Below are 21,450 nucleotides of genomic sequence, written 5' to 3' on the forward strand. Positions count from 1 at the left end.
CGTTTTTTGTTATTCCTATTTTTTCAGATTTCATACCAATCTTCGTTCACACATCCCACTTACACCCCAAATACTCTTGGAAGCCAAAGTGTGATCTCAGGGAAAAGCATGATGATAATCAACGCTAACACCATAGCTGCATAGAAAGGCAACATGGGTTTAAGGATTTTTTGGATGGTCGTATTTGCCACACCTACCCCAATAAACAAAATAGAGCCCACAGGAGGAGTACAAAGCCCAATACAGAGGTTGAGGACCATCATGATACCGAAGTGCACTGGATCAACTCCCAAAGCCGTTACAACTGGCAGGAAGATCGGAGTGAAAATCAAAACTGCTGGAGTCATATCCATGAAGATCCCGACGAATAACAACAATAGGTTGATCATGATCAGAATCACAAAGATGTTATCACTTAATCCAAGCAAGGCATTTGAAATATTCTGAGGAATCTCCTCACTGGACATCACCCATGACATTGCCATGGAAGTTGCGATCAATAACATCACCACTGCTGTGGTCTCCGCTGACTTCAACAATACTGAAGGCAAATCCTTTACTTTCAGTTCACGATAAATCAGCGATAACACCAAGGAATAAACAACAGCGATGGCAGATGCCTCGGTAGCTGTAAACACCCCTCCTATTATTCCTCCGATCACGACAATCAGTAAGAATAAACTTGGAACTGCCTTCCAAAATGTACTCAAAATGACACCAAAAGAAGATCCTTCTCCCGCAGGTAGTTTATGTACCCTTATCATTATAGCAGCGGTAACCATCAATAACAATCCAACCAAAAGGCCCGGTAAATATCCAGCTACAAACAACGCTGCTACAGAAACCCCACCAGAAGCCAAGGAGTAAACAATCAACACATTGGATGGAGGAATGATTAATCCAGTCGTAGAAGAAGTAATATTTACCGCCGCTCCCAGTTCTTTTGGATATCCTTCTTTCTCCATTCTTTTTCCCAAAATACCCCCCATTGAAGATGCCGCAGCCACCGCAGAGCCTGCAATCGCTCCCATTAGCATGGCTGCAATGATATTCACGTGAAGCAAACCGCCACGCATTCTACCTGTGAGCGCTTTCGCAAACTCTATGAGTCGATTGGCAATACCACCTCGGTTCATCAATTCTCCTGCAAGAATGAAAAAAGGAATTGCCAAAAGAGAAAAACTGTCCAATCCAGTCCCCATACGCTGCGCTATCGTGGTTATTGCAGGCATGGTTTGGACGGTCACCATCAATGTCAGCATACTGGAAAGTCCAAGACTCCAGGCTACTGGCACACCGATTCCTAAAAAGAAAAGAAAGGATAGTACTAATACTAATACACTTAACACCTCCATTACACTGTAGCTTTTAAAGTTGTCAAAAATTTGATAGCAACTACTTGGTAGTAAATCACTAATAACCCGCTAAACGGGATAATACCGTAGATATAAGCTAGTGGAATCTGAAGTACAGCTGATTTTTGTTCCAAGATAAAAGTCAAATAAACGAGGTTTGATCCTCCTATGACCATCACCACAAGTGCAAAAATAAAAATGCAGGTGTTGATCAAAATCATCAATTTGTCCTGCGCCTTTTCTTCGAGCTTTGTAAGCAAAATATCAATTGCCAAATGCTCATTTTTTCCTGCAACATAGGCTGCTCCCAGCATTCCTACCCAGATCAGCATGTACCTGGACAATTCATCCGTAAATGAACTTGGGCTTTGGAAAATATAACGTGAAACCACCTGCCAGGTCACATTGACCACCATAAGTGACATCAAGATGACTAGTAAATAGGCAATCCATTTATCCAGGATTAGCTTGGTTTGGGGTGAAAACATAGGATTGAAACTTTGGGTTAACAGTTATTTTACAGCGCGAATTTCTTCTACAATTTTATAGATTTCTGGTTGCTGAATTTTGAGTTCTGAGTACATCGGCTCGACTGCTTCGCGGAATGGCTGCTTATCTGGGTAGGTGATAGTTACTCCTGCCTTTTTCAATTCATTCAAAGACTCCTGCGTAGCTTCTGCCCAGATCTTGTATTCATAAGTAGCTGATTCATCAGCCGCCTCTTGCAACCATTGCTGCTCCTGCTCATTCAGACTTTCCCATACTTTGGTGCTCACGATCATCACATCTGGCAAAGCTGTATGTTCATCTAAGCTGTAGAATTTACATACTTCATAGTGCTTGGAAGTATAAAGGCTCGGCGCATTATTCTCCGCTCCATCCACGATACCTTGCTGCAGAGCTGTGTAGAGTTCGCCAAAAGAAACTGGCGTTGGAGAACCTCCCAGACTTTTCACCATATTTGAAGCGGTGTTACTTTCCATCACCCGAACCTTCAAGCCTGCAAGATCCGCTGGTGTCTCTACTGGTTTGTCCTTGGTATAAAAGCTTCTTTTCCCGGAATCATAGTAGCACAGTCCTCTCAAAAGATACTTCTGAGGATCTAGCAAAAGCTTTTTACCAATCTCACCTTGCAAAACCGCCAACTGATGGGCATCATCTCTAAAAAGATATGGCATTCCAAAAACCTGCATGGTCGGAGCAAACCCTTCCAGTGCAGCTGAGGACACCTTGGTCATACCTAAACTACCAATCTGTAGGAGTTCTACCAATTCACGCTCACTGCCTAATTGCTGATTAGGGTAAATTTTCACGACCATTTTGCCGCCTGATTTCTCCTCTACTTTTTTAGCCAAAAAGAGCATGGCTTCATGTACAGGGTGTGTAATGCCTAGGCCATGGCCAAGCTTGATTATTCGCTTTTCCCCTGTCGCCTGGCAGGATACGAAAAGTGCTAGCACAATACAAAAGGAAAGGGTTTGAAGTTTTTTGATTGTCATCTGGTTATTTTTTTGTTTTTGAATTGTCAGATGGAATCTCGCAAGGTAAATAGGCGCTATACTTAATGACGTTCTTCGTCATGCTCGATTTCATGGGTTTATTGATCATAAAACATACTACACAATAATAGGTGTTTCTAAGATGAAATGTCAGGTTGATTTACGGAAACGATTTAGTGAGCTGTATAATATGGTAATTCCTTTGAGTGATCAAGGTTTTAGGTAGGTAGAAAATTCCAAAAACATTCTATTTTCAAATTATGAGAAATGATAAAATTCATTTTAGTACATCTGCACAAATATTTTAATTTTCATTAAGGATTTTCGTTATTGCAAATGAATAATATAAATTGCGCAATCGATTGCGCAATATAATAATTAATTCTAATGAACCATAAGACATTATTAATTCATCCTAAGGACAATGTGTTAGTCGCTTTACAAGACCTTAAAGCAGGCGAAATAGTTGAACACAATGGCCTAAAAATAACCCTCAAGGACAGTATTCCTGCGAAACATAAGTTTGCAATAAATGAATTGAAGACTAACTCTCAGGTCTTTATGTATGGCGGAATTGTGGGTAAAACTCTTTCTACCATCCCTTCAGGAGGTGTTCTCAGCACTCAAAACGTAACTCACGAAGCTGAAGACTTTGGAGAAAAATCAGGAGTTTACCAATGGGATGCACCTGATATCAGCAAATTCAAAGACAAAACGTTCAATGGTTTCCATCGTCCTGACGGACAAGTAGGAACGGGTAACTATTGGTTAGTGATCCCGATGGTTTTCTGTGAAAATAGAAACGTCGACATCATTAAAGATGCTTTTCTCGAAGAGCTTGGTTTCGGCAAGCCAAACCCGTTCAAAAAGATGGTGCGGGAAATGGCAAGTCTTTATAAGTCTGGGCAAAAAGATTCCTTTGACTCTGTTGTTGTGGAAACATTCGCGGAAAAGGCAGAAGAACGTCTTTTTGAAAATATCGATGGAATTAAATTCCTAAATCATCAAACAGGTTGTGGCGGCACAAGAACAGATTCGCAGGCTCTTTGCGCGCTAATCGCTGGTTACATCAACAATCCAAATGTGGCTGGTGCAACAATCTTAAGCTTAGGTTGTCAAAATGCCCAGTCTTCTTTTATGGAAGAAAAGCTTCGTCTAATCAACCCAGATTTCAAAAAGCCTTTGATTATTTTGGAGCAACAGGTAGAAGGGACCGAGCAGCAGATGCTTACCCGTGCGATTAAAGAGACCTTTATTGGAATGGCTGATGCCAATACCCAAACCCGTCAGCCTGCTCCTTTGAGTAAATTGGTGGTAGGATTAGAGTGCGGCGGATCGGATGGATTCTCTGGAATCTCAGCAAATCCAGCTGTGGGTTATGCAGCTGATTTGGTTGTAGCGCTAGGTGGAACAGCCATTCTTTCTGAATTTCCTGAGCTTTGCGGTGTAGAGCAAGAATTGATCAACCGTTGCGTTTCGAATGACAAAGCCGAGCGTTTTTCTACGTTAATGCGACTTTATGCTGCTGCTGCGGAAGCTTCAGGTTCTGGATTTGACATGAATCCTAGTCCGGGAAACATTAAAGACGGCCTGATCACAGATGCAATGAAATCTTCCGGCGCTGCCAAGAAAGGCGGGACTTCCCCAGTAACTGATGTGCTGGACTACGGAGAATACGTAAACACACCAGGCCTGAATTTACTATGCACTCCTGGAAATGATGTAGAAAGCACCACCGCAATGGCAGGCGCTGGGGCGAATATGATCTTATTTACAACGGGACTTGGCACACCAACCGGGAATCCAGTTACTCCTGTCATCAAGGTTTCCTCAAATCACAAACTAGCCGAGCGCATGCCTGATATCATCGATATCAACACAGGTTTTGTGATCTCCGGTGAGAAAAACATCCAACAAATGGGTGAGGAAATCTTGGAGAAAGTAATCAAAGTAGCAAGCGGCGAAGAAAAATCCAAAGCTATGATTCTTGGCCAGGACGACTTTATCCCTTGGAAAAGAGGCGTTTCTCTTTAAACATAATCAAGAAAAGGGAGCTCAACTTCCTTCTCCAATTCGGAAGACTTGTAAATGGCTCGGATCAGCTCCACTGATTTCCGGGCCATATTTCCTTCTACCAATACCGACTCATCATTTTCTACAGCATTTAGGTAATGCTCCCATTGTGCTTTGTGCAATGCATGTCCAATTGCCATTGGATCAGCAGCTCCTGACCCAGCACTGGTATCTGCAACGATTGGCTCGGGTTCTTCCCCCTGAATACTCCATTGAATAAGCTTTCCAGCCTCCAAAACTGCAGACCCACATTTTCCAAAAATCTCCAAACGCTCTGGTAATCCAGGATACAATGCAGTAGAGGCAGTGATATTTCCCAGCGCTTTGTTTTCAAAAGTCACTAAGGCAGCACCCAAATCTTCCCCCTCTATAGGATGAAGAGCTGTTTTTACTTTAGCAAAAACAGACTTCACATCACCCATTATATCAAGTAGCAAGTCGAATGTATGAATGCCTTGATTCATGAAAGCCCCGCCTCCATCTCCTTCCAGCGTTCCTTTCCAAGGGCTGTTACTATAGTATTCAGGCGCTCTGTACCAATTAACATGAGCATTTCCCATCAAAAGTTTTCCAAATTTCCCTTCTTTCACCGCTGCTTTCAGCTTAAGATAATCTTCAGAAAATCTATTTTGAAAAATAACTCCGAGCTTTACACCATTTTCTTCGCAAGTATCAATCAGCTGGTCAGCTCTTCTAAGATTTATCTCGATTGGCTTTTCTATTATCAAGTGCATACCTGCTTTTGCTGCCAATAAACCCGCTTCCATGTGATGTCCGCTAGCCGTGCAAATGCACACAATATCAAGCTCAGGATGAGTCAAAAAAGCAGAAACATCGGAGTAAGTATCAACTCCGAATTTCTCTTGAGCTGCCTTTGCTCTTTCAGCAGAAGAACTGCAAAGCGCAACCAATTCAGCATTTTCGATTTCCGCGATCGCATCTGCATGCTTTCCAGTGATCGCACCTGTTCCCACTATTCCTATTTTAAATTTTCTCATTTTTTCAATTCATTTTGAAGTTCATCCCATAGTTTTTCAGAAATCGGAACTCCATTCTTGAGGTTTCTATTTCGGGTTTCTAAGGTACTTTCGCCCGGATATCTGACTGACTTGTCAGCAAAAGTTGCTGAACTTTTCAAATCGTCGATCAGCGCGTCTGACTTAGTTTCTATCCAATCTGTAAGTTCAAGTTTGGTGGGATCAAAGCAAAGGAAAACCTGCGAAACAGCACTTTCATGGCCAGATTTTCCTATTTCAAAAGAAGCATTTCCTCCAGAAAGAACTGCTGCCAGCAAATCCAAAACCATACTCAGGCCTGAGCCTTTCCACAGTCCAATTGGCAAGCCCAGGTGATTATCAATCACTGTTCCCGGATCTTTGGTGAGATTACCCTCCTTATCAAAACCTGCTTCATAATCCATTTGCTCACCTTTAGCTCTTGCTATGCTCAATTTCCCATAAGCGAATTGAGTAAAAGCCATGTCCAACACCACCGGGCCTTTTTCTCTGGGAATTGCAATCACCAGAGGGTTGTTGCCGATTTTGGGTTCACTTCCACCCCAAGCGGGCATATTGGGAATTGTATTTGTGAAGCAAATCCCGATGCATCCAGCCTCTACCGCCTGCCAACCGAAATTACCACCACGCATCCAGTGATTGGTATTTTGCAAGGTAACACAGCTGATTCCAAACTCTTTTGAAAGCTGAATTGCTCGGTTCATCGCAAAATCAGCATTGAGATTCCCCACGCCCTCCTGTCCATCCCAACGCTCAAACATGCCTAGTTGAGTTAAAGCAACAGGTTCTTTATCAGGATAAACTAAGCCTTTTTTGATAAAATCGAGGAAAAGGAAAAAGCGATTTACCCCATGAGAGCGTACTCCGTCAAGATCAGCTTTGGCAAAAAGAAAGGCACATCGCTGCGCCCGTTCTTCAGTAAAGCCATAATTAAGTAATATTTGCTCAAGTGTTTTCCTGAGTTGCTCAAAAGGAAGTTGCAGATCAATCATCGAAAAGTCTGAATTTATTAGTGGTTTCCTCTAAGATAAAACCTAGGCTCAAATTTCGCATATATTGTGAAAAATTAGTTGACCAAGCTGTTCAAATAGACCTCCACGTTGCTGTAATTCTTGTCCAGATCAAAACCTTTGGAGTCATCCGGATTCTTTGGATCCAAGCCATTTTTCTCTTCCCAATCATCTGGCATTCCGTCTTGATCCGAATCGATTTTTACAGTTCCTTGATCAAGAATCGGCCATCCTCCCACCTCAGCTTGAGAATTGATTATTCCATTTTCACCGAATTTATTCACTCCCGTTGCCACTTCCTTTACAATCCTCTCATCTATTGAATCTCTCCTGAGGCTTGCGCCAGCATTCTTTAAAACTGCATGATATGCTTCCTCAGCACTCATGGTTTTTGCTCCCGCAAAGTCAAAAGCAGCTGAAGCTTCAACTTGGTCGGCATCCACTCCTTGAATTCCCAAACTGTTATCTGCCGTCACATTTTCAAATCCTTCCACTACATTTCCATTTACATAGAATTTCGCATAAGGTTCATAGGGTTCGACTATCCTATCTCGATTTGATTTCGTCGCTGGACCGGCTTTGTAGTAGTTATTGACGATGTTGTATTGCCCCTCTTCACCTGCATAGGAACTGTTTCCCTTCCAATTGTAGATGACGTTATTTCTAAAATCCACCCATTCTTTTGCTGGTTCTTTGTGATAACGAGCGCCGTTAAATCTTGGGTTCCGGCTATTATGATCTGCGAGAAGGTTGTAGATAAAAGAAGCTTTTTTACCACCCCATATTCCTCCATATCCATGGTCACCCTTTTCGTGCACAGATCTATTGAGGCTTTCTGATAGAATTGTCCACTGCAACGTGAAATTCTCATTGTCATAAAAAGATCCGCATTCATCCGTAGCCCAACTCAAGGAACAATGATCAATAATGACATCTTTCACTCGAATGGCGCTCATCGCATCATCCTGAACGTTGAGTTCATCGCCTAATCGGCTTCGGATGTATCGAATGATGACGTTATCATCTTTCACTTTAATAGGATATCCTTGAAGTGTAATTCCTCCGCCGGGAGCACTTTGCCCAGCAATAGTCAGGTGACCATAGTTTATATCCAAGCTTGATTTCAACTCGATATTTCCAGAAACAGCAAAAACGATTATTCTTGGTTCCTTTTTTTGGATCATATCCCGAAGTGAGCCTGGTCCATCGTCATTCAAGTTAGTTACCACCAAAACTTTTCCACCTCGACCACCTGTAGTGAATTTCCCAAAGCCTTCAGCGCCTGGAAATGCGAGTGGTTTACCTGCATTTTCTGACAGAAACTGGCTTTCAGCTTTTCCCTTTTCCTGAGCTTTACAGCCTAAAGAAATCAGCAAAATCAATCCTAATCCGATTGTGTTTTTTAGAATCATATTCAAAGATTATATCATTGGGTTTGCTCTTTTGCATAACTGAAGTGCCAATCCCCAAGGGTCTTTTACCATGACCAGGTGGGAGCCATCAGGCAAAATATCGTCAGAAATCACCTTAGCTCCAGCTTCAACCAAGCGATCTCGGTCTGCATTTGGATCTTCAGAAACCAATGCGAGATGAACGGCAAGTGGATGAAGTTTTTCAAAATCAAGAGTTTCACCTTTTGGATTGGAATAAATCTCAATCATAACCGTACCACTATCATCCGCCAAAAAGGTCATGTACGGTGGCTCTGCCATTTTCTTGACTACTTTCAGTCCCAGATGTTCCTCATACCAATGAGAGGCAGCAGATGCATTTGCAACGTTTAGTGCAAAATGTTCGAATTTCATATGTTTATAATTGTTTTTTTATGGCCATATGGAATGCCCTGGTAATCGTTTCCCTGTGCCGTCCCTAAGTTTCAAGATCATGGGCATTTCATAGGTCTATTTTTATGTCAATTGCTTAACGGAAAATCCTTGATAAGACTATTCAGGTAAGTCTCCAAATAAGAATAAGGAGTTCCAGGTTTGATTTTAGCTGCATCTGTACCAAGATTTGGATCAAGCTCATTTGCAGTTTCCCAATTGTCGGGAATCCCATCTTTATCAGTATCTATGACTGGGGTTCCTGCTGCGAGTTCTGGCCAACCTCCTAAATCTGCTTGGGAGTCGATAATACCGTTTGTAGAACCAAGTGATCCTTCTACCGAATAGGAATTATTATTAACGTTGTCAATAATTCTCAAATCAACCTCATCTCTTTTCAGTGAACTTCCAGCATGAAGCAATACCAATTCCAAGGCTTTTTCTCCAGAATGCGTAGTGACATTACCATTAATAGGGTGAGGAGAAGCTTGTCGAATTCCATCAATATCGCCTTGAGAAACTGTGCCATAACTACTATGAAACTGGTTCAAAACACCAAAAGCCCAGTTGTCCTGAGAAGCTGAAGTACTGCCTTCGATAACATTTCCATCAATGAAAAACTTTCCCCAGACGTCATAGACTTCAGTTCCTTCATTCTTATTCTTGTCAATTGAAACTATTCTATTCCGCTTCGATCCTGAAGGAGTTGCCGGGCCAGGCTTGTAGTAGTTATTAACAATATTCACATTCATAGCCTCACCGCCGTATGCGCTATTGGAACCCCAATTGTAAATGACATTATTTCTCATATCCACGAGATCAGTCAGTGCAAAAGCTTTTCCAGCCTCTTCTCCAAGCCGAGGGTTTCTGCTGTCGTGATGAGCCAAGATATTATGGTGAAATGAGGCATTTTTTCCACCCCAAATTCCACCGTAACCATGTGCTCCTTTTTCATGAACTGAGTTTTTCAAACTTTCAGAAATAATACTCCACTGCAGCGTAGTATTCTCATTGGCATAGAAAGTAGCCGTCTCGTCTGTGGACCAGCTCATGGAGCAATGATCGATGATAATATCCTTTTGAAAACGAGCCTCCAGAGCATCGGCTTGCTGCTTGCCTTCGTCTCCCATCCTGAATCTAATGTACCGGATGATAACATTATCTGCATTGATAACGACCGGGAAATCCCGGATCGTAATCCCATCTCCAGGAGCACTTTGCCCTGCGATGGTAATGTCTCCGAAATTGATCTGAAGTTTGGATTTCAACTGAATCGTACCACCTGTATTGAAAACGATCGTCCGTTTACCTGATTGATTGACTGCGTATCGAAGAGTTCCTACCGATCCATCATCGGTCAATTTATCCACATAATAGACCTTGCCTCCACGACCACCAGTTGTGAATTGACCGAAGCCTTCAGCCCCAGGAAAGGCATAATGCAACCCTTCATAGGGAGGGACAACTTCTTCAAGTTCCTCCACTACCAAAGGATCGGAAAATTCCTTGCATGAAATATTTGAAAAAAAGATGATGGGTATAAAGAAAAGCTTAATTATCGAATTCATTGGTTTTTGATTTGGATTGAAAAGAATAAGGTGCGGCAAAACCACACCTTATCTCAATTAATTATTAACCCAATACTTAACTATAATGTAACTCTCCAACGCTTGTCACCTGTATCAAACCTTCCAGCGAATCCACTGTCCTTAAAGTTAAAGTTATTCGTAGCTGGACTCACCCAAAGGTCAGATTGACCTTTTGAATAGTTGCCAACAGGGAATCCAGGGATCTCATTTCCAGAAAAGCTGAAATTTGCAGTGCTGTAATTATTAATTAAATTAAAATTAGTACTCTCCAGACCATCCACGCCTCTTATCCCATAGTTTTCAGATTCTGACTCATCCCAAGCATGCCCAAAAATACTGTTGGTAATGCTAATGCCACTGGCCACATTGTTATTGCCATCTCCACCTCTGTATCGGAACATTTGTCCATTTGGGCTAATGAAATTGGCAAAGGTACAGCCATCTATTGTGATGGAATTTGAGTTGTTTCTAGAAGTGATACCACCCTGGATTTTGTTGAAGGTAGATGACTCAAATACTATATTTTGAACGTTTGCAGTCAGCTCATCATCACTTGGGTTTGTATCCGTAGTCAGAAGTCCATAACCACCGATGCTGTCCACCAATGTGTTTTTGATGAGATAGTTTTCTATGGTTACCGTTCCTCTTATCCTTATAATTCCTCGGAAAGTACCCATTGTGCAATTCTCGAAAAGTAATTCTCTCACATTCACTCCACTTGTATTAGGATTAAACACGTAATCTCCTGTGTAATCAGCTCCCCTAATTTCCAGATCAATAAATCGGATATGATCGATCTGAGCGCCTTCAGCTATATTCCAGTTGCCTGTAGTATATAACTTGGCTTTTTGCTCACCAAAGCCATAAGCTGCCTGGATGGTGATAGACTTATCCAAGTTCTCAGAAGGCAAGTCGTAAGTAACGCCTCTTTTCACCAAAATAAGATCACCGTCAGCTGCTGCTAGCACTGCATCGGCCACTGCGCTTGGGCTTTCATTGTCCCGGATATCAATTACTCCTGGAGCTGTAGGATCTATATCAGCTACTCGGGTAGTATAGTTAACCCAGCCTCTCAAAACATCTCCACTGTAGATAGCTATTTGATACTCTGTTTCAGGATCCAAACCTTTCACGATCACCTCTGCTTTTGCCCGCTCTTCACTTGTCACCATCTGCTCATCGAAAAGAGGAGTACTTAACTGTAAATCTTGAGCAGAAAACACTTTGACCCCAGTCACTTCTGCACCAGCTTTTGTCCAAGTAACTCTGGCTGCAATATCAGTTACATCAAAAGATGCCGGATTATTCAAAATGGTCGGGAAACGCTGTGTACGCACATTTCCAAGATCTGATGCTTTGCTATCAAAAGCTGGATCTGCAGCTCTAGCTGTTGATCTCACTTGATAAAGCGTATTCCAGAAAAGCTCCTCTCCTATCAGAGCTTTGTTGATCTCGACATAAGAAGTATCTGTTTCAATGACATATTCAATTGTATTGAATGTATCACGACTCACTTCCAGTGTGTAGGAAATAGCACTTTTCATATTTCCCTGATTGACAATAATTGTATTGCCTTCTGAGTAAAGATCTTCGTTCAATACCGGTCTGAATAACCTTGTCTCCTCGAACATCTCCTCGTCCTCCTTACATGCTGACACTGCCAAAACGGCCATCAACAGCATAAAAAGGGTGCTTTTTATATTTCTATTTAGAATTTTCATTGTTGAACTTTTAGATTTTGACAGCCTCATTAAAATCCATAACCATCATTGGTCAATGTCCCTTGGCTATTGTTGATAGCCGTAGAAGGAATCGGGAAGATGTAGCGTGCTACACCCGGATTTGGACCATTATAATAGTTTGCCCAATCCTTTGTGATCCATTCCTGGTACTGCGTAGTTTCACTATGCATACTCAATAAGAATGGAACCTGATTCCATGTATCATCCGGTGGAGCGACCACTCTCGTATTAGGATTCAGTAGTACAAACTGTCCAGACTCATTTACTTTCCAGTACATGTAATCAGGCAAATTACCAGTTCCGTTGAATGCCTCATCAGCCATTTCTTTCAAGCCTTCGACAGTTTCTTCCATTTTCTCAGCATAATTTCCCCAGCGAATCAATTCGTACTTACGGATCATCTCACCACCAAACTCCCAAGCTCTTTCATCAACTATGGCTTCGAAGAAGCTCTCTTTGCTGGCAGAAATATCAGCCACATATCCATCTACTCGAGTACCCCAAAGATCATCCGAAAATGCTCTTCTTCTCACTCTTTTGAGTGCTTCCTGAGCTGCGACAGTTGGACCGTTCAATTCATTTTCAGCTTCCGCAAACATCAACAACACATCTGCGTAGCGCATCATTGGCCAGTTGATGCCTGTTCCTTTGGCAGAGGATGCACCTGGAGGATTTTCCAAAAACGATCTACTCCACTTGCCTTGGGCGATGTTTGTTCTCCCGTTGACAAATTCTTTCTCAAAGTTTGTATTGATCTTATACAATGCACAAGTCACATCTCTTCTAGTATCTAACGTATCAAAAGAAAAGTAATAAGTAGGAGGAATAGCCATGTAGTTATTACCCGAACCGAAACTGTGAGCCGCTGTAGGACCGCCTTCTACTGTAATACCGATGTTCCAGGCTACGTCACCATTTCCCAGAGCAAATGGCACTTCGAAAAGCACATCAGCATTTACCGGAGAGATGAATTTTGACTGATTAAGAAATACCTGACGGTAATCGGAAGGAAGCGCACGATCCTTCAATTGCATCAATTTCTCAGTGTAGTTTTTGGCTACTTGATAGTACTCTAAATAATCGCTAGATCTCGTCTGAGAAAGGTCAGGTTGTAAGTAATACCCACCACGCTGCAACGCAATTCTGGCGATCATTCCCAAGGTATATTCTCTGGTCACCTGCTCGATTCCATAAGGAGTCTGATCAGCCCAAAGCATTTTCTCTTCTACTTCGATCATATCCTCGATCACTCCAGACAAAATGACGTTACGATCTTCCTTTGGAAGGTTAAATTCAAGCCCTGCCTTAGGCGCTTCATTCACATAGGGCACATCCCCAAAATAGTACACCAAAATACTGTACCAGTAGGCTTTCAAGGTTACTGCCTCACCTAGCAGGTGATTCATAGTTTTCGCTTCGGCTACATCGGTAGATTCTAATTTACCGGAGGCACGAAGTCCTTCTATAGAAATATTAGCATCGCGAATAGATCGATAAGCATAAGTCCATACGATCTCCAAATCTCTGTTTGTTTCCAGAGCATTAAGATCCCAGATTTGATATCTGTCTGAAGAGCTAGTCCAGCCACTTTGATGTTCTATATCGGTATTACCAGCCATATTATTTGAAAGTCGAGAGCGAAAAGCATCCTGACCAAAATTTGCGTAAATAGCATTGACACCTTTTCGTGCATCATCCACATTTGAATAAATGTAGTTCGTATCGAATGTGGAAATAGACTCAGGCTCAAGGAAGTCATCGCAAGAGAAACTCATCCCAGCAATAACAGCTATAATTATATGTTTGATTTTCATGTGTTTATATTTTTATTTTATGACCACATGGAATCTCGCAGCAAGAATAATTATCGGATTTTGTGAAACTCTTCATTATGCTCGATTTCATTGGTTTAAAAATTCAGATCCATTAAAATGTAACATTTAACCCCACCGTGAATGAACGGCTTCGTGGAAATGAGGAGTAGTCAACTCCCGGAGTCAGCGCAGCATAAGAACTGCTGCGGCTCGTACTTACTTCAGGGTCATATCCTGAGTAATCTGTCCACAATTTCAAATTGTTTCCGGTACCGTAAATTCTCAATTGAGACAACCCGATACGTGAAATCAAATCTCTTGGAAAGGAATATCCTACGGTTAGGTTATTCAATCTGATAAAGGAACCATCTTCAACAGCCCAATCAGAGATAACTGCACCGGCGATACCAAAGCTACTATGTGACCAGATGTTTTTATCTGCATTCAACTCGCCCAACTGACCTAGATCAGTTACGACTTCACCAGGAGTTCCTGTATAGGTTCCATCGACATCGATGTAGGTGAAGCGATTATCAGAACTCATGGTGGTGAGCAAGTTGCCATAGGTAGTTCTTCTGAACTGGTTGTATTGGATTTTACCGGTGTTATAGACATCATTACCAAACTGGTAATTGAAAAATATCTGCGTATCAAATCCTTTCCATCTGGCATTAAGTCCAAAACCACCCTGATTTTTTGGTAGTGCATTACCGATTACTTTTCTGTCTTTGGCATCGATTACCCCATCTTCATTAAGATCCTTCAGCTTCATGTAGCCAGGCTTGATGTTGGTGTTACCCACTACTCCGCCAGAGCTTGGAATCCCTTCTTTCAGGATATAACTTCCAGAAACAGCATCATAAGATTGGAAATCATCCACACTGTAGTAGCCATCATTTACATAGCCATAAATATCACCGAGTTTACCTCCCACTTGTAAGTAAAAATCATTGATGTTGTTCAAATCTGTACTTGCCCAGTTGGACTGAAAGAATCGGTCATTTGTCCCATCAAGCTCCTCAATTCTAGCGATATTAACACCAGTATTGAAGTTGACAGAAAGTGAGAAATCAGGTCTGTCCAATAAGAAAACATTGATTCCCATTTCGAACCCTTTGTTTGATGTACTACCGATATTATCCCACTGAGAGTTAAACCCTGTATTAGGAGGAATAGCAGATTGAAGCAATAAGTCTCTGGTAGTATTAGAGTAGAAATCCAAGCTACCTTCAATTTTAGCCTGCATAAAGGCAAAGTCCAATCCCAAATTCCGGTTTACAGTAGTTTCCCAAACTAAGTCAGGATTGTATAATACAGAGCTACTTGGCGTGTAGTACACGTTATCCACGTTGCCAAAACCTGGACCTCTATTGGTCGATCCTTGGAAAAGGAATTGTGTAGCAGTAGGATCGATCCGATCATTTCCCGTCTCTCCATAGGAAACTCTTAATTTCAACTCATCGACAAAAGTGGAATTTTGAAGAAATCCTTCCTCAGATAATTTCCAACCCAAAGCAACCGCCGGGAAAACACCGACTCTATTTTCTTTAGCAAATTTACTGGAGGCATCAGCCCTTACAGTACCTGTCAAAAGCCATTTGTTATTGAACTGATAATTCACTCTGCCAAAAAGTGAGAACCTGTTAGAATTAGTCTCATTTCTGGTTTCCAAACGATCCACTCTACCGAAAGTCATGTTTGCAAAAAGCTCCTCAGGAGTAATAGACAATCTGAAGTCTTCAGATCGGATCATAGAATAGGTACCCCCGGTAGAATAAATTTCCTGCCCAACCAAGAAGTCTAACTTGTGTTTATCTCCAAGTCCCTGCACTACCCAGTTTACACTATTCAACCAACGAAATGAATTAGACTCTCTGTTAGTTTTGACACCAAGCGGTAAGCTCCCTCCATTGTTGAAAGACTCCCCTGTTAATGGTCCGTAAAACCTTAGGTCTTCTCTAAAAGACTTAGAACCGTTGACGGTAGTTTTGAAATCTAAACCTTGTACAATATTCCAGTTTAGACCAGCATTGAATACATAATCGTTATCTGTACGTTTTCTCCAATCTTGCTCTGCCAATTCAACCGGACTTACTAGACTTAGCAAGAAAGATTGAAAATCATCTTCTGAGTTGAGCTGATTTAGATCTATTTCCAATTCATCAGCTACCCCATTTACAGGTCTGGTTTGTACAGCGTCCTTAATGTTGATCTGAGCACTGCCTGATGTACCTGCTCCATCAACCACCGTATTGGTGATACGGGCACCAGCATCAAACGTAAGTTTATTGGATAGCTCCTGATTCAATTTGAAGTTGATTACGTTTCTATTGTAACCTGAATTAATCATCAAGCCTTCATCGGTATTATTTGTCAAACTCAACATCACTTTTGTTTTGTCTGTACCCCCTGAAAGGGAAATATTATGATACATGGACATTTTTGGGTCACCAAATAATTCCTCCTGCCAATCTGTTCCTGGCTTTTGCTTATAGAGCTCCAGATCATCATAGACTCCATAGAATCTCTCAAATCGTCTAAGATCAGCCTCAGATCTCAATTTGGCATATTCATAATTTGCCAACACATATTCGTAGGGATCTAGCACTTCATATCTACGATCCTTTGGCAAGGTTTTGTATTGGAAAAAGTTGTTGTAAGAAACAGATACTTTACCCGCCGTCGGTGTTTTAGTAGTCACTACAATTACTCCGTTGGAAGCTTGAGCTCCATAAATGGCCGTGGCAGAAGCATCTTTCAGAACCGAAATACTCTCTATATCTGTAGGAGGAATATCACGGATACTATTTACTATAAATCCGTCTACTACGTAAAGTGGCGCATTATCCTGGGTAATCGATCCACCACCACGAACTCGTATAACAATATCTGCATCTGGAGAACCGTCTGTAGTAAGGACGTTTACACCTGGAAGTCGACCGGTGATTGCCTGTGCAGCACTGGCAACAGGAATTTTGGAAAGATCTTTTCCTGAAATAGAGGCTACCGATCCTGTCAGATCAGTTCGTTTCACTGTTCCGTAACCAAAGCTGACTACTTCAACTGTTTCCAGCTGAGCCATGTCTTCTTCGAGTGTTACGTTAATGATTGATTGATTTCCTACTTCAATGTTTTGAGTCTCCATTCCTATAAAGGAGAAAACTAAAGTTTCTGAAGAAACAGCAGGGATGGAGTAGCTTCCATCAACATCTGTGACCACACCTCGTGTAGTTCCTTTTACCGTGACATAAGCCCCTGGGAGAGGCAAGCCATCCGAACCAATCACGGTTCCGGTAATTGGGCTTGATTGCGCAGAGACCTGAAAACTTAGGCTGCACAATAAGCACATTAAGAGAATTAGATATCGGGACTTTTCCGATACGAGTAGAGTTTTTTTCATTTCATTGGCTTTTTGGGTTGACAATTCCCTTTTTAAGGATAAAGAGCATCCGACAAATTCTTAGAATCCGACCAGCAGTACCTTCATGTTATTGTAAAATTTGAGTAGTTAAATAAGTTATAAAGCTCGAATTGACTGCCGATATTAGATATTTATTGTGCAATCGATTGCATGTTACATATTAATATTTAATGTCGCAAGATTTTTATCAAAATTTTCAGCAATTCAAAATAAATGGCCTATAAGGCTATTATTGACAAAATAATAATTTGGAGAATGGAATCTGAGCACATCAAACCGGCAAAAATCTTATAACATCGTGCAATCGTTTACACTCCATTTTTAAAATAATAGTGAGAATAGATTCTTATTTCAGGGTCTTTCCCAAAAAATCAGCCATTATCTCTACTGTAGTATTAAACCATGTGTCGTACAGCCAAAAAGGATGTGGACTGCCAGGAAAAGTATGAACCTCAGAATAGACTCCTTTTTCAGTCAATTTGACTATCAACTCGTCTCTTCCCGCATGAAATCTAGGATACTGAGAATTGATAAAAAGTATGGGAACCATTTCTGGTGCTTTTAAATACAATGGAGAAGCTTCATCCCAGACTTCCGGTTTCTGCTCGTATGTCCCACCAAGCCACTCTGATGCCACCTGACCTTCAGCTGATTCAGGATGGTGAAATGCCAAAACTCCGTCCATGTCTATAATCGCTTGAACAGCTGAAGAAGCAGATAACTCAGTGAAGCCTTCGTATTCCAATGAGTTTGTCATTCCTACCAATGCAGCAATCTGACCGCCGGCAGAACTTCCAGAAATGGCTATTTGTGTAGTATCCAATCCAATTTCATTCGCATGCACCTTCAGCCAACGAATCGCTTCCTTTACATCATGAATCGCAGCAGGATATTGTGCCTCCGGCGAAAGTCTATATTCAACAACTGAAGTCACATATCCCTTTTCTGCCAAGGCTATCGCCATTGGAATCTGTAGTTCTTTATCACCGGATTTCCATCCACCACCATGAATCATGACGATCCCCGGACGTAAAGACTCAGCCTGTGTTGGCGAAAATACATCCAACTTCAGCTCCCTACCTCCGAGCTTTTTATAGACATGCCCTTTACTTTCCGTTACTGATTCGCTGGAAAGAATCACAACAGGCTTGATCTCCGGAAAATTCTTCACATCCTTTTTCCATGCATCTTGCAGATTAAAAGAAATGTCTTTCCGATAGCCAAACCAGCGATTTCCAAAGTAATCTGCATCGGTAGTTTTGCCTGAGAAGATTAAATCAGTGCTATAACTTTTGAGTTCATCTGCACTTAGCTGATGAGACCATTCTACCCGTGAATCTGCATTAGCACCAGCACCAAAACTTCCAGATTCTGCATAGAAAACAGTCTGTTCCGCTTTTTCCCGGTTCCAATTATGCCAACCTTCTGGGACGATGTGAGCTCCCATTTCAGTATTTATGAAAACAGTTTTGGCAAAATCCCGCCAGGGTCTTCCCAAATAAACCTTCGTCACGCCTTCAGCGGAAGTGAGTCTACAGTTCTTGAAAACATAACCGTATTCCACCCACTCTGGAGTCGAAGCCGCAGTGATGTAGGAATCTGATTTGGAATGGATCACACAGTTTTCAAAAAGAGCCGTGGCCGAGCCGAAGATAAAATCCGTTGTGCCCTCGATATAGCAATTCTTGTAGAGTTGACGGGAGTTTTCACCTGAAGCAAACATGGTATCCTGATCTCCTATAAAGCGGCAATTCTCGAACACCAAGCGATCACCCTCCGCATGAAGCGCCACTGCCTGCCCAACTGGTCCAGCTGTATTTTGTATGGTGAGATTTTTGAAAGTCAATGAATTGCCAAGGACTTTCAAGGTATAAGTTTCGAAAGTTCCCATATTGTCTTTCGCTGCAAAATCATCGTAGGTAATGATGGTATTTTCAGGGCTTTCGCCTACAAAAGTCACATTGGTCACTGGACCCAGAATTGTTAATTTCTCCTTGTAAATTCCCGGCTTGATATAAACCGTCAATGGTTTCGGAAGATAAACCCGAATTGCATCCAATGCTTCTCCAATCGATTTGAAATGTCCGGAACCATCTTGGGATACGACAATATCATGTTCGATTTTGCCTTTCAGTGCTTCCGAATCAAGCGGTTTGATTTCTACAGAAGGCACCTGAGAAAAAGAATTGCCAATTATCAAGAGCAAAAACACCAGATAAAAAAATGTTGATTTCATAAACCTTTTCATCATTACTTCCATACTTTCTGGTTTTATAGCCTCCTGGTTCTTAATACTTTCTTCTTGGATCTAGATTCTATTGTCTTGATACTTGATTCTTGGCTCTTGACTCTTTATTCTAAGCTCTTGGCTCTACGTTCTTGATACTTGATACTTGCTGCTTAATACCTGCTACTTCACAATATCCCTCATCCCTTCCAGCACCAACGCAGCAACAGCTTTCGCTCCAGCAGGCTGAAAATGTGTATTGTCCTTTTGACCATCTGGATAAGCTTCGTATAGCCCTGGGCCAAAGTTCATAAAGTAATTCTCGGTCACATATTCCTGCCCTTTTGCAGAGAAAAAATCCATCGAACGCTGATTCAAATCTATCATTAAAGCATCCAGCTCCGCTGCCACTTCTTTGGCTGCAGCATCATATTCACCATGGACATTCTCCAAATGACCGTCTTTCCAAGGGTAATTTCTCGCCACCGGCGTCAGCACAATCGGAGTCGCACCTTTCTCTCGGGTTTGATTTACAAACAACCGAATGTATTCCTTGTAACCTTCCACCGTCACATAGCGCTCAGTTTTTTCCACCGCCGCATCGTTGTGGCCAAATTGCATAATTACCAAATCGCCAGCTTGCAAATCCTTATAAACAGCCGACCAACGTCCTTCTTCGAAAAACGTCCGCGTACTTCTGCCTCCACGAGCTCTATCATCGACAATTACGGAGTCAGCATCCACCAAACCAGTTAATGACTTTAGGTTTTCTTTACTCATAAACTCTTGAAAAACCTGACCCCAACCCTTCACAGGATAGCGATCTTTCATGTAATCATCGTCACCTCCATAATTGGAATAATCCGCCATGGTAGAATCACCGATAAGGTATATTTTCTTGATCTTTTCCTTTGGGGAAAAAGCTGAGATAACTAGCAGTGCTAGAAGTATTGGAAGGTATTTTTTCATGGTTTATTTATTTATTTATTTATAACCACAGACGACGACCGACAGTCCACTGCAGTCTAAATTATTAGAAGAACGATTTGCTCAACAGTTATTTGTAATTGAGCTTTTCCACTAAAGCTAACCTACTGTCGACGGTTGACTGTGGACCACTTCTAATCTTTCAAAAACTTCACCAGCTCCGGCAATTTCTTTCTCAATTCTTCTACTGCCAAATCACTTACTTTGAAAGCGCCTGTTGGCGAAAGATGGGTATTATCTTCTCTTCCCTCAGGGAATTGGGAGTAATCTCCGGGGCGGTAATGAAGAAACAATTCCTTGGATTTTTCTACGCCAAATTGCTCAATCAAAGCAATCGTTTTTGCATGCAGATCGAAAAGCGGTACTTCCATCTCAGTAGCAACTTCTCTTACCACTTCAGAATATCTGCCATGCGTATCGGTCAACACTCCATTTTCATCAAAGCTCCTTCTTGAAATCGGCGTCGCCAAAACTGCCTTCCCTCCTCTTTCACGAATCTCTTGGACATATCTAACCAGATTATCGCGATAGGTAGAATCCGCAAATGCGTAGCGGTCTGCAGAATTGATCTTTTGATCATTATGACCAAACTCTATAATGACGTAATCTCCTGGCTTGATCCGCTCCATCACCACATCCCAGCGGCCTTCATCTCGAAAGCTTTTGGTACTTCTCCCGTTCACAGCATGATTTTCAAAGCGGATTCCTTCTTTGAAATAAAGCGGAAAAACCTGTCCCCAACCTTTCTCTGGATTGCTACCCGAGTACGGTTTGTCAGCCATGGTGGAGTCTCCTACCAAGAAAACAGTGATTTCTCCTTCTACTGCATCCTTACCAAAAATCGCTGCATAAAACAATGTGAAGGTTGAAAATAGAATTACAAACAACTTCATC

At 41.8% G+C, this 21,450-nt stretch carries 15 protein-coding genes; 1 reads left to right on the top strand and 14 read right to left on the bottom strand.

Translation table 11 applies throughout. From position 1 onward, the window contains the following. Positions 1-59: 59 nt before the first annotated feature. From ACPUEN_RS10325 to ACPUEN_RS10335, 3 genes are read right to left on the bottom strand one after another with little or no spacing between them, the layout of a single operon-like run. A complete protein-coding gene (locus ACPUEN_RS10325) occupies positions 60-1,355 on the bottom strand; it encodes a TRAP transporter large permease (RefSeq protein WP_425635805.1) in 1,296 nt (431 codons plus the stop codon). Next, on the bottom strand, positions 1,355-1,843 hold the full coding sequence (locus ACPUEN_RS10330; protein WP_425635806.1) for a TRAP transporter small permease: 489 nt from the start codon (positions 1,841-1,843) through the stop codon (positions 1,355-1,357). The genes ACPUEN_RS10325 and ACPUEN_RS10330 overlap by 1 nt, the downstream gene beginning before the upstream one ends. A gap of 24 nt (positions 1,844-1,867) precedes the next feature. Beyond that, positions 1,868-2,854, bottom strand: a complete 987-nt coding sequence (locus tag ACPUEN_RS10335; RefSeq protein WP_425635807.1) for a TRAP transporter substrate-binding protein — start codon at positions 2,852-2,854, stop codon at positions 1,868-1,870. A gap of 387 nt (positions 2,855-3,241) precedes the next feature. On the opposite strand from ACPUEN_RS10335, the gene ACPUEN_RS10340 reads away from it, so the two are divergent. Further along, the gene (locus ACPUEN_RS10340; protein WP_425635808.1) at positions 3,242-4,888 is read left to right on the top strand and encodes a UxaA family hydrolase; all 1,647 of its coding nucleotides are present in this window, start codon (positions 3,242-3,244) and stop codon (positions 4,886-4,888) included. On the opposite strand, the gene ACPUEN_RS10345 is transcribed toward ACPUEN_RS10340, so the two are convergent. The 11 genes from ACPUEN_RS10345 to ACPUEN_RS10395 all read right to left on the bottom strand — a co-directional run bounded on the left by ACPUEN_RS10345 (position 4,885) and on the right by ACPUEN_RS10395 (position 21,449). Further along, on the bottom strand, positions 4,885-5,925 hold the full coding sequence (locus ACPUEN_RS10345) for a Gfo/Idh/MocA family protein (RefSeq protein WP_425635809.1): 1,041 nt from the start codon (positions 5,923-5,925) through the stop codon (positions 4,885-4,887). The genes ACPUEN_RS10340 and ACPUEN_RS10345 overlap by 4 nt on opposite strands. Beyond that, positions 5,922-6,935, bottom strand: coding sequence for a 3-dehydro-L-gulonate 2-dehydrogenase (gene yiaK / locus ACPUEN_RS10350; RefSeq protein WP_425635810.1), 1,014 nt, complete (start codon positions 6,933-6,935; stop codon positions 5,922-5,924). The genes ACPUEN_RS10345 and yiaK overlap by 4 nt, the downstream gene beginning before the upstream one ends. 74 nt (positions 6,936-7,009) lie before the next feature. Further along, positions 7,010-8,365 carry a pectate lyase family protein gene (locus ACPUEN_RS10355; protein ID WP_425635811.1) on the bottom strand — a complete coding sequence of 452 codons (1,356 nt, stop codon included), beginning with the start codon at positions 8,363-8,365 and terminating at the stop codon, positions 7,010-7,012. 9 nt (positions 8,366-8,374) lie between these two features. Then, the gene (locus ACPUEN_RS10360) at positions 8,375-8,758 is read right to left on the bottom strand and encodes a VOC family protein (protein WP_425635812.1); all 384 of its coding nucleotides are present in this window, start codon (positions 8,756-8,758) and stop codon (positions 8,375-8,377) included. Between the two features lie 107 nt (positions 8,759-8,865). Next, positions 8,866-10,344, bottom strand: coding sequence for a pectate lyase family protein (locus ACPUEN_RS10365; RefSeq protein WP_425635813.1), 1,479 nt, complete (start codon positions 10,342-10,344; stop codon positions 8,866-8,868). Between the two features lie 80 nt (positions 10,345-10,424). After that, positions 10,425-12,086 carry a DUF4957 domain-containing protein gene (locus tag ACPUEN_RS10370; protein ID WP_425635814.1) on the bottom strand — a complete coding sequence of 554 codons (1,662 nt, stop codon included), beginning with the start codon at positions 12,084-12,086 and terminating at the stop codon, positions 10,425-10,427. Between the two features lie 29 nt (positions 12,087-12,115). Continuing rightward, a complete protein-coding gene (locus ACPUEN_RS10375) occupies positions 12,116-13,921 on the bottom strand; it encodes a RagB/SusD family nutrient uptake outer membrane protein (protein WP_425635815.1) in 1,806 nt (601 codons plus the stop codon). Between the two features lie 112 nt (positions 13,922-14,033). Continuing rightward, entirely contained in the window at positions 14,034-17,321 is a 3,288-nt protein-coding gene (locus tag ACPUEN_RS10380) for a SusC/RagA family TonB-linked outer membrane protein (RefSeq protein WP_425635816.1), read from the bottom strand. A 367-nt stretch (positions 17,322-17,688) separates the two neighbouring features. Beyond that, positions 17,689-19,578 carry a pectinesterase family protein gene (locus ACPUEN_RS10385; protein ID WP_425635817.1) on the bottom strand — a complete coding sequence of 630 codons (1,890 nt, stop codon included), beginning with the start codon at positions 19,576-19,578 and terminating at the stop codon, positions 17,689-17,691. A gap of 174 nt (positions 19,579-19,752) precedes the next feature. Continuing rightward, positions 19,753-20,538, bottom strand: a complete 786-nt coding sequence (locus ACPUEN_RS10390; protein WP_425635818.1) for a rhamnogalacturonan acetylesterase — start codon at positions 20,536-20,538, stop codon at positions 19,753-19,755. 152 nt (positions 20,539-20,690) lie between these two features. Next, positions 20,691-21,449 carry a rhamnogalacturonan acetylesterase gene (locus ACPUEN_RS10395; RefSeq protein ID WP_425635819.1) on the bottom strand — a complete coding sequence of 253 codons (759 nt, stop codon included), beginning with the start codon at positions 21,447-21,449 and terminating at the stop codon, positions 20,691-20,693. Position 21,450: the final 1 nt, after the last annotated feature.

It is taken from the genome of Algoriphagus yeomjeoni (genome assembly GCF_049821175.1).
GTDB classification, from domain to species: domain Bacteria; phylum Bacteroidota; class Bacteroidia; order Cytophagales; family Cyclobacteriaceae; genus Algoriphagus; species Algoriphagus yeomjeoni_A.

Bases quoted from the DNA above. Each gene is read 5' to 3' on its own strand.
- yiaK (WP_425635810.1), bottom strand. From the start codon at position 6,935: ATGATTGATCTGCAACTTCCTTTTGAGCAACTCAGGAAAACACTTGAG.
- ACPUEN_RS10395 (WP_425635819.1), bottom strand. From the start codon at position 21,449: ATGAAGTTGTTTGTAATTCTATTTTCAACCTTCACATTGTTTTATGCA.
- ACPUEN_RS10345 (WP_425635809.1), bottom strand. From the start codon at position 5,925: ATGAGAAAATTTAAAATAGGAATAGTGGGAACAGGTGCGATCACTGGA.
- ACPUEN_RS10380 (WP_425635816.1), bottom strand. From the start codon at position 17,321: ATGAAAAAAACTCTACTCGTATCGGAAAAGTCCCGATATCTAATTCTC.
- ACPUEN_RS10325 (WP_425635805.1), bottom strand. From the start codon at position 1,355: ATGGAGGTGTTAAGTGTATTAGTATTAGTACTATCCTTTCTTTTCTTT.
- ACPUEN_RS10385 (WP_425635817.1), bottom strand. From the start codon at position 19,578: ATGAAATCAACATTTTTTTATCTGGTGTTTTTGCTCTTGATAATTGGC.
- ACPUEN_RS10335 (WP_425635807.1), bottom strand. From the start codon at position 2,854: ATGACAATCAAAAAACTTCAAACCCTTTCCTTTTGTATTGTGCTAGCA.
- ACPUEN_RS10370 (WP_425635814.1), bottom strand. From the start codon at position 12,086: ATGAAAATTCTAAATAGAAATATAAAAAGCACCCTTTTTATGCTGTTG.
- ACPUEN_RS10340 (WP_425635808.1), top strand. From the start codon at position 3,242: ATGAACCATAAGACATTATTAATTCATCCTAAGGACAATGTGTTAGTC.
- ACPUEN_RS10355 (WP_425635811.1), bottom strand. From the start codon at position 8,365: ATGATTCTAAAAAACACAATCGGATTAGGATTGATTTTGCTGATTTCT.
- ACPUEN_RS10390 (WP_425635818.1), bottom strand. From the start codon at position 20,538: ATGAAAAAATACCTTCCAATACTTCTAGCACTGCTAGTTATCTCAGCT.
- ACPUEN_RS10360 (WP_425635812.1), bottom strand. From the start codon at position 8,758: ATGAAATTCGAACATTTTGCACTAAACGTTGCAAATGCATCTGCTGCC.
- ACPUEN_RS10330 (WP_425635806.1), bottom strand. From the start codon at position 1,843: ATGTTTTCACCCCAAACCAAGCTAATCCTGGATAAATGGATTGCCTAT.
- ACPUEN_RS10365 (WP_425635813.1), bottom strand. From the start codon at position 10,344: ATGAATTCGATAATTAAGCTTTTCTTTATACCCATCATCTTTTTTTCA.
- ACPUEN_RS10375 (WP_425635815.1), bottom strand. From the start codon at position 13,921: ATGAAAATCAAACATATAATTATAGCTGTTATTGCTGGGATGAGTTTC.